Below are 12,440 nucleotides of genomic sequence, written 5' to 3'. Positions count from 1 at the left end.
GCGGGCCGGGGCACACCGCACGCCGGGGCACCGGAACGGATCCTCCGCTGTTCCGCACCCGGCCTGGTCGAGTCCGTGGCAGCGGGGGGATCGACGACAGCGCGGCCACCCAGGTCCGCGCGGCAATCCGAAGGATGTAGAAGAGTGGACCAACGCAGGATCCGCATTGTGGCCGTGGGAGACGAACTGCTGGCCGGCGTGGACGACCCCCGCGCGCTCGGCTGGTTCGGCCGCGTTCTGGCACGCACCCCCCGTGACGTCGTCCCCGTGGACGCGTACAACCTCGCGGCTCCCGGTGAGGGCAGCGAGACTCTCAACGAGCGCTGGTTCGACGAGGCCGTCCGCCGCTTCGACCCCGCGTGCGACAACCGCCTGGTGATCGCCCCGTCCGCGCTGGACATCGACCTCGGCATCACCTCGGCCCGCTCCCGCCTGAACATGGCGAACATCGTGGACCAGGCCACCCAGAACAACGTCAAGGTGCTCGTGGTGGGTCCTCCCCCCACACTGGACCCGCAGCGCAACCGCAAGATCGCGGACCTCTCCGCGGCCTACGGGGACGTCACCACCCGGCGCAACCACGTGTACGTGGACACGTTCAACCCGCTGCAGCACCACGAGCAGTGGCGCAAGGACCTCGCGGCCAACCACGGCACGCCCGGGCAGGCGGGATACGGCCTGATCGCGTGGCTCGTGCTGCACCGCGGCTGGTACTCCTGGCTGCAGCTGCCCGAACCCCGCTGAACCCCGCCGCCGCCCCCGGGCGCGCCCGGAGCCGTGGCCCACGACCGGCCGCGGATGTGAGATACTGGCGGACGATGTCCCAGCCAATCAATGCAGGAGGTACATCATGAGCAAGCGTGGACGTAAGCGCAAGGATCGTCGCAAGAACTCGGCCAACCACGGCAAGCGGCCCAACTCCTGAGGTTCTTGCACTCGAACCACGGAACGCCCGTGACCATCGTGGTCACGGGCGTTCTGCATGTCGGGCCTCCGCCGCCGGATCGAGCCGGTTCAGGCCACCGGGTGCTCGTTGCACTGGGCGTCGATGCGCGCCAGGATCGAGCGCTTGAGCTGGGTGGGTGCCGTCTCGCAGCATGAGCGCTTCATGACCGAGCGGATGACGCACTCCAGGTCGTACTCGCGCGAGCACTCCGGGCAGTCCGTGAGGTGCGCGTGGATCTCCTCGAGGTCCTCGGTGGTCAGCGCCCCGTCCAGGTACTCGTAGATCCTGCGGATGCGTTTCTCCGTGCAGCCGTTGTGGCACGGTTTCTCGGTCATTGTTTTAGCCTCGATCCTTCGCTGGTGCGCCGTCCTTGGCCTTGCGGGCCTTGGAGGTGTCGAATCCTCGTTCGTGGGCGTAGTCGCCCAGTTTCTCGCGCAGGAGCTTGCGGCCGCGGTGCAGCCGGGACATCACGGTGCCGATGGGCGTGTCCATGATCTCGGAGATCTCCTTGTACGCGAACCCCTCGACGTCCGAGAAGTACACGGCGAGCCGGAACTCCTCGGGCAGCTCCTGCAGGGCGCGCTTGACGTCCGAGTCCGGGAGGTGGTCCAGGGCCTCGACCTCCGCGGATCGCAGCCCCGTGGAGGTGTGCGACTCCGCGCGGTGCAGCTGCCAGTCCTCGACCGTGTCCGTGTTGGCCTGGCGCGGTTCGCGCTGACGCTTGCGGTACAGGTTGATGTAGGTGTTCGTGAGGATGCGGTACAGCCACGCCTTGAGGTTGGTCCCGGGCTTGTACTGGTGGAAGGCGGAGAACGCCTTGGTGTACGCCTCCTGCACCAGGTCCTCGGCGTCCGCGGGGTTGCGCGCCATGCGCAGTGCTGCGGCGTAGAGCTGGTCCACGTACTGCATGGCGTCGCGTTCGAACCGTTCCCGGCGCTGCTGCGTGGACTCCTCGCCCGCGGGCACTTCTTCCGGGTGGTCCACGGCGCGGGATTCATCACTTCGCTGATCGTTCATCGCAGCCAAGTCTAAGGTCAGGGCCGTCATTCGAGGTGTTCACCCGCCTCCCGCGGCTCGTGTGCTGTACGGCGCCCCGGCGGGGCATGCGCTGTTCACGGGGGATAACACGGCGACCGCGGGCGGGTATTCCCGGCAGATCCCCCCGTGCGGGCCGATAGGATGGGCAGCATGCCTTCCCGGAAATGCCGGGACCGTAAGGAGGAGCACCATGAGCATTGTTCGTCGTCTCGCCCGCCCGCTGCTCGCCACCGGGTTCATCGCCGGAGGCGTGGATGCGTTCCGCAACTCGTCCGCCGCCGCCCAGCAGCTGGATCCCGTGCTGAAGGCCGTCGAGTCCGTCGCGCCGCAGCTGCGCCCCGTGACCGCCAACCGCGCCGTCGTCGCCCAGGGCATTGCCGCCGCCCAGGTGGGTGCCGCATCCCTGCTGGCCATCAGCAAGCTGCCGCGCCTGTCCTCCACCGTGCTGCTCGGCACCACCGCGCTCAACGGCTACAGCCAGTACCGTTCCGCGGACGCCAGCACCCGCGAGGGCAAGGAGGCCCGCCGGGCCGCCCTGCTCAAGAACGTGTCCCTGCTCGGTGCCGTGATGATCGTGGCCGTGGACACCTCGGGCAACCCGTCCCTGGCGTGGCGCGCGAGCCACCTCGCCGACGACGTCCGCAAGAACGCGGCGAAGGTCAGCAAGGACACCAAGAAGAAGATCGCGCAGGCCGAGAAGGCCGTGCAGGACGCCGTCTCGAACTAGGAGCCGTACCCCACGTGAGCCCCAGCAACGGCGCGCAGCACTCCCCCGGTCCGCAGTCCACCGGGCCGCACTGGCCCGCCCCGTGGCGCAACGGTCGTCCCGTGACCGCCACGGTGGCGGTGCCCGGTTCCAAGTCCCTGACCAACAGGTACCTGGTGCTCGCGGCCCTGGCGTCCGAACCGTCCGTGCTGCGCAAGCCGTTGCACTCGCGTGACAGCAGGCTCATGATCACCGCGCTCGAGCAGCTGGGCGCGGTGATCACCCCGCTTCCCGATCCCGGCCCCTTCGGCCCGGATCTGCACGTGTCCCCGTTGCCCGTGGGCCGCCCCCTCGATGCTCGCGTCGCCGTGGACTGCGGCCTCGCGGGCACGGTGATGCGCTTCGTCCCGCCGCTGGCCGCCCTGCGCGGCGGGGTCGTGGACTTCGACGGCGACGCCGGGGGGCGCGTCCGCCCCATGGGTCCGGTGATCGCCGGCCTGCGGGAGCTGGGCGTGCACGTCGAGGACGACGGCCGGGGCACCCTGCCGCTGAGCGTCCGCGGCGAGGGGCACGTGGCCGGCGGCACCGTGACCATCGACGCCAGCGGCTCCTCCCAGTTCGTCTCGGCGCTGCTGCTCGCTGCGGTGGCGTTCGACGCACCACTCACCCTGCACCACGAGGGCGAAGGCCGCGGTGTTCCCTCCCTGCCCCACGTGGACATGACCGTGGACGTGCTGCGCAAGGCCGGCGCGGACGCCCGGAAGATCTCGCCCCAGGAGTGGCGCGTGGCCCCTGGCTCGCTTCCTGGCATGGACGTGACCGTGGAGCCTGACCTCTCCAACGCCGGGCCCTTCCTGGCCGCGGCGGTCGTCACCGGTGGCAGGGTGACCGTTCCGGACTGGCCCGAGCACACCACGCAGGGCGGAGACCACTGGCGCAGCATCCTGCCCCGCTTCGGCGCGACTGTGGAGCTGCACGACGGCCACTTCACCGTGACCGGGCCGGAGGAGATCCACGGCGTGGACCTGGACCTCTCCCAGGCCGGGGAGCTCGCCCCCACCGTGGCCGCGCTGTGCGCCCTGGCCGGCAGCCCCTCGCGGCTGCGTGGCATCGCCCACCTGCGCGGGCACGAGACCGACCGGCTCGCGGCCCTCAGCGCCGAGCTCAACGCACTGGGCGGCGACGTCCGGGAGACCGAGGACGGTCTGGTCATCACCCCGGTGCCCCTGCACGGCGGGGTGTTCCACAGCTACCACGACCACCGCATGGCCACCGCCGGCGCGATCCTGGGGCTGCGCGTTCCTGGCATCGAGGTCGAGGACATCGCAACCACCTCCAAGACCCTGCCGGACTTCCCCCTGATGTGGGCCCGCATGCTCGACCCGGAGGCCTGAGCCGTGGCCGGGAGGACCTGGGACGAGTCGGACGTGCGCGTGCGCGCCAACAAGCGCGGCTCCCGTCCGCGGACCAAGCAGCGCCCCGCGCACGAGGACGCCGTGGTGGCGCGCGTGATCGCCGTGGACCGCGGCCGCTACACGTGCGTCGTGGACGAGGACGGTCCCGCCCCGCGCACCGTGCTGTGCGTACGGGCCAAGGAGCTGCGGCGTCGTCCCATCGTGCCCGGTGACCGGGTGGGCGTCGTCGGGGACGTCACCGGGGAGCCGGACACCCTCGCCCGCATCGTGCGCATCGAGCCCCGCACCACCGTGCTGCGCCGCAGCGCGGACGACACGGATCCCGTGGAGCGCGTGATCGTGGCCAACGCGGACCGGCTCGTCCTCGTGCTCGCCGCCGCCTCTCCCACACCGCGCACCGGGTTCGTGGACCGTGGGCTCGTGGCCGCGTGGGACGCCGGGATCACCCCTGTGGTGTGCATGACCAAGTCGGATCTCGCTGACCCCGCCGAGTTCCTGTCCTACTTCCGGGACCTCGACGTCCTCACGGTGACCACGGAACGCGCCACCGAGCGCGGCCAGCGGCCGGAGGCCGGGCTGCACGAGCAGTCCCTGGCCATCTCCCCCGAGTCCCTCGACCGGCTGCGCGCCGTGCTGGACGGCCACGTGAGCGTGTTCCTGGGGCCCTCGGGGGTGGGCAAGTCCACCCTGGTGAACGCGCTGACCGGCGCGGACCGGGCCACCGGCGGCGTCAACGACGTCACGGGACGGGGGCGCCACACGTCGTCGTCCGCCCTGGCCCTCACGGTGCCCGGCACACGACCCGGCACCTGGGTCGTGGACACTCCCGGGATTCGTTCGCTCGGCCTCGCACACGTGGCGGAGGAGGATCTGCTGAACGCCTTCACGGACCTCGTGCCCGCCACCGCCGACTGTCCCCGTGGTTGCCTGCACACCGCGGACTCCCCCGGCTGCGCCCTGGACGCGTGGGTGCACCGCCCCGAGGCGTCCCCGGCAGCACCGGAGCGGCTCGAGTCCCTGCGCCGGCTGCTGGCGGCCTCGCGCGGGGAAACACAACGGGGCGACGACGAAAAGCGCCTCGGACAAGCGATAACGTAGGAGCCATGCGAGCACCCAGCAACCACACGGACGACCTGCGCCTGGCCCACACCCTGGCGGACTCCGTGGACGGCCTGACCATGAAGCGCTTCAAGTCCCAGGACCTGACGGTGGAGACCAAGCCGGATCTCACGCCCGTGACGGACGCGGACCGCGAGGCCGAGCAGATCATCCGCTCGCAGCTCGGGCGGGTGCGCAACAGGGACGCCGTGATCGGCGAGGAGTTCGGCACCACCGGCTCCGGCGGCCGCCAGTGGGTCATCGACCCGATCGACGGCACCAAGAACTACGTCCGCGGCGTGCCCGTGTGGGCCACCCTGATCGGGCTGGTCGAGGACGGCGAGGTGGTCCTCGGCGTCGTGTCCGCCCCGGCCCTGAACCGCCGCTGGTGGGCGGCGAAGGGCTCAGGCGCCTTCACCGGCCGCTCGCTCTCCCAGGCGCAGCGGCTGCGGGTCTCCTCGGTGTCGACCCTCGAGGACGCCTCCCTGTCCTACGCCTCGCTCGGCGGCTGGCGCGAGCTGGGCATCCGCGACCGCTTCGTGGACCTCACGGACCGTGTGTGGCGCACCCGCGCCTACGGTGACTTCTGGTCCTACTGCCTCGTGGCGGAGGGCGCCGTGGACATCGCGTGCGAGCCGGAACTCAACCTCTACGACATGGCCGCCCTCGTTCCCATCGTGACCGAGGCCGGCGGCCGGTTCACCTCGCTCGCCGGTGAGGACGGTCCCTTCGGCGGCAACGCCATGGCCAGCAACACGATCCTGCACGACGCCGCGCTGGACGCCCTCGGCACGCGCGCCTCCTGAGCGCACGAGCCCACACGAAAGAGCCCGTCCCGCCGTTCAGGTGGGACGGGCTCTTCGCGTGCGTGCCGGCGCAGGCGCGCGCGGATGCGGATCAGGTGTTGGACACGTCCTGGCCCATCTTGTCGTTGACGCACTGCTGGTACTGGGTCTGTGAGCCCTGCTCGGCGTACTGCACGCAGTCACCGACCGTGCCCAGCGCCCAGAACATCACGACGGCCATGAGGGCGCCACCGATCAGCGCGAGGGCCGAGAGCACGATGCCCACGATGGCGAGGGCCGGCGAGTCACGGCGCGACCGGCGGATCTTGACGAGTCCCACGATGCCCAGCACGAGCCCCACCAGGCCGAACAGTGCGCCGAGACCGAAGAACCAGAACGTCACGATGCCCACGATGCCCAGCACGAGCGAGGCGATCCCCAGGCCCTTGCCCGGCACCGGACCCTGCTGGTAGCCGTTGTAGCCCTGCTGGTAGGGCTGCTGCGTGTAGTCGTTCTGGTAGTGGGTAGGGTAGCCCTGGCCACCCTGCTGGGAGTAGCCCTGCTCGCCCGTGCCCGGCTGCACGCCGTAGCCCTGGCCGTAGCTGTGACTGCTGTAGTTCTGGTCCCCGTAGTTCTGGTTCGCGGAGTTCTGCGAGCCGTAGCCCGGCTGAGAGTAGCCGTCACCGTTCGCGCCGCTGCCGTAGCCGGGCTGCTGGTAGCCCGAACGGTCCAACGATCCGTAGCCGGAGGACCCGTAGCCGGAATCACCGCTCTGCGAGGCGCCGGAGGCCTCACCGTACTGGCCGTAGTCGGGCTGCCGGGCGCCTTCGGTGCGTGACCGGTCGTCGGAGTACTGGCCGTACTGGGGCTGCTCGGGGCGGGAGGCCGAGGAGGAGCCGGACTGCTCGGAAGGACGCTCGCTCATGACGATGTGCACCTTTCGGTCGTGGTGTTCTGTGTCTCGTACCAGTGTTCCACACGCGCCTGCGCGCCACCCCGGCACGGGGCGGTCCGCACGTGTCGTCGAGTGCCGTCACCCGGGCATGGAAAAGCCCCGAGCCGGGACACACGACGTGGTGTCCCGGCTCGGGGCCGTCTGGTGGAGATGGGGGGAATTGAACCCCCGTCCGATGCAGCTTTGTCAGGGCTTCTCCGGGTGCAGTGTGCTTGCAGGTTTCTCAGTCCCGGCCATCTCGCACACGAGTGGCCGCCGGACTCAGTCACGTAGAAGTCCCCTGGACGTCCGTGACGTACGTCCAGAGCAGTGACCTTCTAGCTGATGTCAGATTCCAGGTCGAAGGTGAACCTGGGCTGACAGACTGCTCGGGCTACTTACGCAGCGAGAGCGAAGTCAGTGCGCTTCGATTTGGCACTTATATTTTTACAGAGAGCGTTAACGAGATAACTCTGTGTCCTCGACCCGCTTCCCCTGTCTCAACTCACATCGTCGAAACCGATCATCCCCGTATTCATTTTTCAATGAGCACCACGCCGCAACCAACACTCAACACTGTGCGCTACTTCGTGGACACATTAGAGTACGTCCGCACCCCGTGTCGAGTCAATGCCCGCCGGAGACCCTTGCCGCCTGCCGTGGGGTGGCATACCGTGAGTGCCATGTCCCGATGAGCCCCGTTGACACCCCCGCGCCCGAGGCCCGTGCCCGGCGGGGAGCCCGGCCATCGACGGACTCTCATGACGTCTCCACACATCGCCTCCCGCGCGTCCACCCAGCGCGCTGCCACCCACGTGGCCGCGGACGGGATCTCCGTCTCCTACGGCGAGCGCCGTGTTCTCACGGACGTGAGCTTCAGCGTCACCTCCGGGCGCCCCACGGGCCTGATCGGCGAGAACGGCTCCGGCAAGACCACGCTGCTGCGCGTCCTCGCCGGGCGGCAGCGCCCCGACGCGGGAACCGTCCGCGCCGTCGGCCCCGCCGGTGCGCCGGCGCGCGTGGGCCTGCTGCACCAGGAGCCGCCCTTCGCGCTCGACGAGACGGTCGAGGAGGCCGTCGAGTCCTCGGTGCGGCTCCTGCGCGAGGTGTCGCGCGCCGTCGGCGACGCCGCCCGCGCCCTCGCCGCCGCACCCCACGACGAACGCGTCGGCACCGCCTACGCCGAGGCGCTCGAGGCCGCCGAGCGCACCGGCGCGTGGGACGTGGACACCGCGATCGCTGCCACCCTGGACGGGCTGGGCCTCGGGGATGTGCCGCGGAACCGCCGCACCGGTGAGCTCTCCGGCGGGCAGCGGGCCCGGCTCTCCCTCGCGTGGACCCTGCTCTCCGCCCCGGACGTGCTGCTGCTCGACGAGCCCACGAACCACCTGGACGACTCCGCCGTGGAGTTCCTCACGGGCACGCTGAGGTCCTGGCCAGGCCCTGTGCTGCTCGCGAGCCACGACAGGGCGTTCCTCGACTCCTCAGTGAACTCGCTCGTGGACCTGGACCCGGCCCCGCAGCCGCACTCACTCACAGGCGACCTCGTGGGGGACGGCACGGGCACGGGAATCGGCGTGATCAGGTTCTCCGGCAGCTACTCGCGCTACGTCCTCTCCCGCATGGACGCCCGCGAGCGCTGGGAGCGCACCTACCGGGACGAGCAGGCGCGGCTGAGGAAGCTGCGGGCCGCCGCCAGGGACCAGCACACCGTGGGGCACTCCGACTGGACCCCGCGCTCCGACACCCGAATGGCCAAGAAGTTCTACGCGGACCGCAACGCCACCGTGGTCTCCCGGCGCGTGAACGACGCCCGAGCCCGGCTGGCAGCCCTCGAGGAGGAGCAGATCCGCAAGCCTCCCCCGGAGCTGTTCTTCCAGGGCCTGACCGTCGCGGACAGCGCAGCCCAGGACAGGCTGCGCGCGTCCGGACCCGTGCTCACGGCGTCGGCGGCGGAGGTCTCCGGGCGCCTCGCCCCGGTCTCGCTGACCGTGGGCGCCGGGGAGAAGTGGCTGCTCACCGGCCCCAACGGCGTGGGCAAGTCCACGCTGCTGAACCTGTTCGCGGGTCGGCTGCAGCCCACGGGGGGCTCCGTGCACTGCGCGCCGGGGCTGCGCGTGGGGATGCTCGGCCAGGACGACACCCTGGCCGGCGCTGATCCCGACCGTTCCGTGGCCGAGACCTACCGCGCGCTCGTGGGCGAGGACCGCGCCGAGTCCGTTCCCCTGGGGACCTTCGGCCTGCTGCCCGGCCGCGACGAGAACCGGCCGCTGGGCGCACTGAGCGTGGGCCAGCGGCGTCGGCTGGCCCTGGCCGCTCTGCTCGCGGACCCGCCGCACGTGCTGCTCCTCGACGAGCCCACCAACCACTTCTCGCTCGTGCTTGCCACGCAGCTGGAGGCGGCCGTCCCCGGCTACCCGGGGACCGTGGTGGTTGCCTCCCACGACCGGTGGCTGCGCCGCACGTGGAACGGCCGGCACCTCCGTCTGGAGGCACCGGCCGTGTGAGGCACGTGCTGCGGGGCGGGGACCCCGGGGCTCAGCCGCGCATGTTGCGGTAGCGCATGGCGCGCTGGGCCTCGCGGTTGTCCTGCTTCTCACGCAGGGTCTGGCGCTTGTCGAACTCCCGCTTGCCGCGCGCCACCGCGATCTCCACCTTCACCCGCTTGCCGTCCACGAAGTACAGGGCCAGCGGGATGATCGTGTAGCCGGCCTCGCGCGTCTTCGCGGCGATCTTCTCGAGCTCAGTGCGGTGCAGCAGCAGCTTGCGACGCCGCCGGGCCGAGTGGTTCGTCCACGACCCCTGGAGGTACTCCGGGATGTGCGCGTGCTCGAGCCAGAGCTCGCCGCGGTTGTCGAACTGGCAGAACGCGTCCACCAGGGACGCCCGCCCCATGCGCAGCGACTTCACCTCGGTCCCCATGAGCACCAGTCCGGCCTCGTAGGTGTCGAAGATGGCGTAGTCGTGCCGCGCCTTCTTGTTGTTGGCCACCATGCGGCGGCCGTCGTCAGCGTTCTTCTTGGCCATCGGCCTGTTCTTCCTCCACTGCTCTCCGTCCGCCTCCCTGCGGCTCGCGCGTCCCGGTCATGGAACCGGTGACGACGCCGCGGCGCGGCCGGCGGGAGCCTCAGCTTTCGTCGTCGCGGCGCGCGCCTGCACGCCAGCGGATGCCCTCGTCGATGAATTTGTCGATCCCACCGTCGAACACGGAGGAGGGATTGCCCTCCTCGTAGTTGGTGCGCAGGTCCTTGACCATCTGGTACGGGTTCAGCACGTACGAGCGCATCTGGTCACCCCAGGACGCCTTGACGTCCCCCGCCATCTCTTTCTTCTTGGCGTCCGCCTCCTCCTGCCGCAGCAGCAGCAGACGGGACTGCAGGACGCGCAGCGCGGCGGCGCGGTTCTGGATCTGCGACTTCTCGTTCTGCATGGAGACCACGATGCCCGTGGGGATGTGGGTCATGCGCACCGCGGAGTCCGTGGTGTTCACGGACTGGCCGCCGGGTCCGGACGAGCGGAACACATCCACCTTCAGCTCGGACTCCGGGATCTCCACGGTGTCGTCCGACTCGATCAGCGGGATGACCTCCACCGCCGCGAACGAGGTCTGGCGGCGCCCCTGGTTGTCGAACGGGGAGATCCGCACCAGCCGGTGCGTGCCCGCCTCCACGGACAGTGTGCCGAACGCGTACGGGGCCTTGACCTCGAAGGTGGCGGACTTCAGCCCGGCCTCCTCCGCGTACGAGGTGTCCAGGACCTTGGTGGGGTAGCCGTGGCGCTCGGCCCAGCGCAGGTACATGCGCATGAGAATCTCCGCGAAGTCCGCGGCGTCCACGCCACCGGCACCGGAGCGGATGGTCACCACGGCCTCGCGCTCGTCGTACTCCCCCGCGAGCAGGGTCTGGATCTCCAGTTCGGACAACGACTTCTGGATGGACTCGAGCTCCACGGCGGAGGCGTCCCGGGTCTCCTGGTCGTCCTCGTCCTCCGCGAGCTCCACCATGACCTCGAGGTCGTCGATGCGGCTCTCGATCTTGCGTAGCCGGTCCACCTTGGACTGCTTGTGGGACAGCTGCGAGGTCACCTTCTGGGCCTCGTCCGGGTTGTCCCACAGGTCCGGGGCCGCCGCCTGCTGCTCCAGCTCCGCGATCTCCTTCTGCAGCGTCTCTGCATCACTGACCGCCGCCACGGATTCGTAGGTGGCGCGGAGGGCACGGATTTCTGCAGCGTAGTCAATGGAGGCCATGGCAGACCACTTTACGTCATGGTCCGCGGGCCCCGTGAGTCGGTAAGCTTCTCCTCGACGCGGACGAACTAAGGAGACTGACGATGGAACGCCCCACCGTGCTCGCACTGGTCCTCGCCGGAGGGAAGGATCGCGTCTGGGCGCCCTGACCGACCACACCGTCAAGCCCGCACTGCCCGTGGGTGGCACCTACCGGCTGATCGACATCTCCCTGTCCAACCTGGTGCACTCGCACATCACGGACGTGTGGATGGTGCAGCAGTACCTGCCCCACGACCTCAACTTCTACATGGCCGGCGGGCGGCCGTGGGACCTGGACCGCTCCCACGGCGGACTCCACGTGCTGCCGCCGTACCAGGGCGCGGAGGGCGAGGGCTTCGCCACGGGCAACTCGGACTCCATCTTCCGGCAGGCGGACCTGATCCGGGAGGCGGACCCGGACCTCGTGCTCGTGCTCTCCGCGGACCACCTCTACACCGTGGACTTCCGCGACGTGGTGGACACCCACCTCAGCAAGCGCGCGGACCTCACCATGGTCACCACGCAGGTCTCCGAGGACGCCTCCCGCTACAGCGTGGTGCGCACGGACGAGTTCGGCCACGTCACGGACTTCGCGTACAAGCCGGAGGAGCCGCAGAACGACGTGGTGGCGGGAGAGATGTTCCTCTTCACCACGGACGTGCTGCTGGACGCTCTGGAGCACCTCCAGGAGCAGCACGGCGAGCTCGGCGACTACGGTGAGGACCTCATCCCCCACGTGATGCAGCACCACACCGTGGTGGAGCACCGCCACACCGGCTACTGGATGGACCTGGGCACCATCCAGTCCTACTGGACCGCGCAGCAGCAGCTGCTGGACGGGGACGGCGCCACCCTGGCCGATCCCGCGTGGCCCATCTGGAGCGGCCAGGCTCCCCTGCTGCCCGCCTTCGTGGCCGACGACGCCGCCGTCACCCGCTCGCTCGTGGCTCCCGGCTCGCGCGTGGCCGGGCCCGTGGAGCACTCGGTGGTCGGGCAGAACGTGGTGGTCGAGGCCGGGGCCGTGGTGCGCAACTGCGTGCTCCTGGACGGCGTGCACGTGGGCTCCGGGGTGGAGCTGCTCAACGTGGTGGCCGACACCGGCGCGCACATCACCGGTGGCTCCCGGCGCGGCTCCTCCCGGCACGTGACCGTGATCGACCGGACCGGGGCCGTGGCGGAACTCGAGCCCTTCGACGCCTCCGCCGCACTGCCCCGGAACTGGGAGCAGTACTGAACCTCCTGCGAAAGGAC

General features: G+C 70.2%; 13 protein-coding genes and 1 other RNA gene. 8 read left to right on the top strand and 6 right to left on the bottom strand.

Annotated features, from left to right (window positions below):
* Positions 1-144: 144 nt before the first annotated feature.
* Positions 145-744 (top strand): GDSL-type esterase/lipase family protein, encoded by a 600-nt coding sequence (locus tag KVA01_RS07645; RefSeq protein ID WP_141269590.1) that lies wholly within the window; start codon positions 145-147, stop codon positions 742-744.
* Between the two features lie 106 nt (positions 745-850).
* Positions 851-925, top strand: coding sequence for a 50S ribosomal protein bL37 (locus tag KVA01_RS13210; RefSeq protein ID WP_371858574.1), 75 nt, complete (start codon positions 851-853; stop codon positions 923-925).
* Positions 926-1,014: 89 nt separating this feature from the next.
* Here KVA01_RS13210 and rsrA read toward each other — a convergent pair whose 3' ends face one another.
* Positions 1,015-1,281, bottom strand: a complete 267-nt coding sequence (gene rsrA / locus KVA01_RS07640; protein ID WP_141269588.1) for a mycothiol system anti-sigma-R factor — start codon at positions 1,279-1,281, stop codon at positions 1,015-1,017.
* Positions 1,282-1,285: 4 nt separating this feature from the next.
* Positions 1,286-1,963, bottom strand: a complete 678-nt coding sequence (locus KVA01_RS07635; protein WP_068469380.1) for a sigma-70 family RNA polymerase sigma factor — start codon at positions 1,961-1,963, stop codon at positions 1,286-1,288.
* 211 nt (positions 1,964-2,174) lie between these two features.
* On the opposite strand from KVA01_RS07635, the gene KVA01_RS07630 reads away from it, so the two are divergent.
* The 4 genes from KVA01_RS07630 to hisN are packed head-to-tail and all read left to right on the top strand — an operon-like array spanning position 2,175 to position 6,009.
* Complete coding sequence (locus KVA01_RS07630) at positions 2,175-2,711, top strand: DoxX family protein (RefSeq protein WP_068469378.1); 537 nt, start codon at positions 2,175-2,177, stop codon at positions 2,709-2,711.
* A 14-nt stretch (positions 2,712-2,725) separates the two neighbouring features.
* Positions 2,726-4,084: a 3-phosphoshikimate 1-carboxyvinyltransferase gene (gene aroA, locus KVA01_RS07625; RefSeq protein ID WP_141269586.1), complete on the top strand. Its 1,359-nt coding sequence runs from the start codon at positions 2,726-2,728 to the stop codon at positions 4,082-4,084.
* 3 nt (positions 4,085-4,087) lie between these two features.
* Entirely contained in the window at positions 4,088-5,203 is a 1,116-nt protein-coding gene (gene rsgA, locus KVA01_RS07620; RefSeq protein WP_068469374.1) for a ribosome small subunit-dependent GTPase A, read from the top strand.
* A 5-nt stretch (positions 5,204-5,208) separates the two neighbouring features.
* A complete protein-coding gene (gene hisN / locus KVA01_RS07615) occupies positions 5,209-6,009 on the top strand; it encodes a histidinol-phosphatase (protein WP_141269584.1) in 801 nt (266 codons plus the stop codon).
* A 91-nt stretch (positions 6,010-6,100) separates the two neighbouring features.
* Here hisN and KVA01_RS07610 read toward each other — a convergent pair whose 3' ends face one another.
* Positions 6,101-6,913 (bottom strand): DUF4190 domain-containing protein, encoded by an 813-nt coding sequence (locus KVA01_RS07610; RefSeq protein WP_068469369.1) that lies wholly within the window; start codon positions 6,911-6,913, stop codon positions 6,101-6,103.
* A 172-nt stretch (positions 6,914-7,085) separates the two neighbouring features.
* Positions 7,086-7,453: a transfer-messenger RNA gene (gene ssrA, locus KVA01_RS07605) on the bottom strand.
* 230 nt (positions 7,454-7,683) lie between these two features.
* On the opposite strand from ssrA, the gene KVA01_RS07600 reads away from it, so the two are divergent.
* Entirely contained in the window at positions 7,684-9,429 is a 1,746-nt protein-coding gene (locus KVA01_RS07600) for an ABC-F family ATP-binding cassette domain-containing protein (RefSeq protein WP_141269582.1), read from the top strand.
* A 31-nt stretch (positions 9,430-9,460) separates the two neighbouring features.
* On the opposite strand, the gene smpB is transcribed toward KVA01_RS07600, so the two are convergent.
* Together smpB and prfB are read right to left on the bottom strand one after the other, a co-directional pair.
* Positions 9,461-9,949 (bottom strand): SsrA-binding protein SmpB, encoded by a 489-nt coding sequence (gene smpB / locus KVA01_RS07595; protein ID WP_068469365.1) that lies wholly within the window; start codon positions 9,947-9,949, stop codon positions 9,461-9,463.
* A 100-nt stretch (positions 9,950-10,049) separates the two neighbouring features.
* The gene (gene prfB / locus KVA01_RS07590) at positions 10,050-11,168 is read right to left on the bottom strand and encodes a peptide chain release factor 2 (RefSeq protein WP_068469363.1); all 1,119 of its coding nucleotides are present in this window, start codon (positions 11,166-11,168) and stop codon (positions 10,050-10,052) included.
* 178 nt (positions 11,169-11,346) lie between these two features.
* Between prfB and KVA01_RS07585 the strand changes: the two genes are divergently transcribed.
* Complete coding sequence (locus KVA01_RS07585) at positions 11,347-12,423, top strand: glucose-1-phosphate adenylyltransferase family protein (RefSeq protein WP_307723022.1); 1,077 nt, start codon at positions 11,347-11,349, stop codon at positions 12,421-12,423.
* Positions 12,424-12,440: the final 17 nt, after the last annotated feature.

This window comes from Kocuria varians (assembly GCF_006539885.1).
In the GTDB taxonomy this organism is placed as follows: Bacteria; Actinomycetota; Actinomycetes; order Actinomycetales; family Micrococcaceae; genus Kocuria; species Kocuria varians.
The sequence above is the reverse complement of the archived record's forward strand: the minus strand, read 5'-3'. Positions and strand labels throughout refer to the sequence as shown.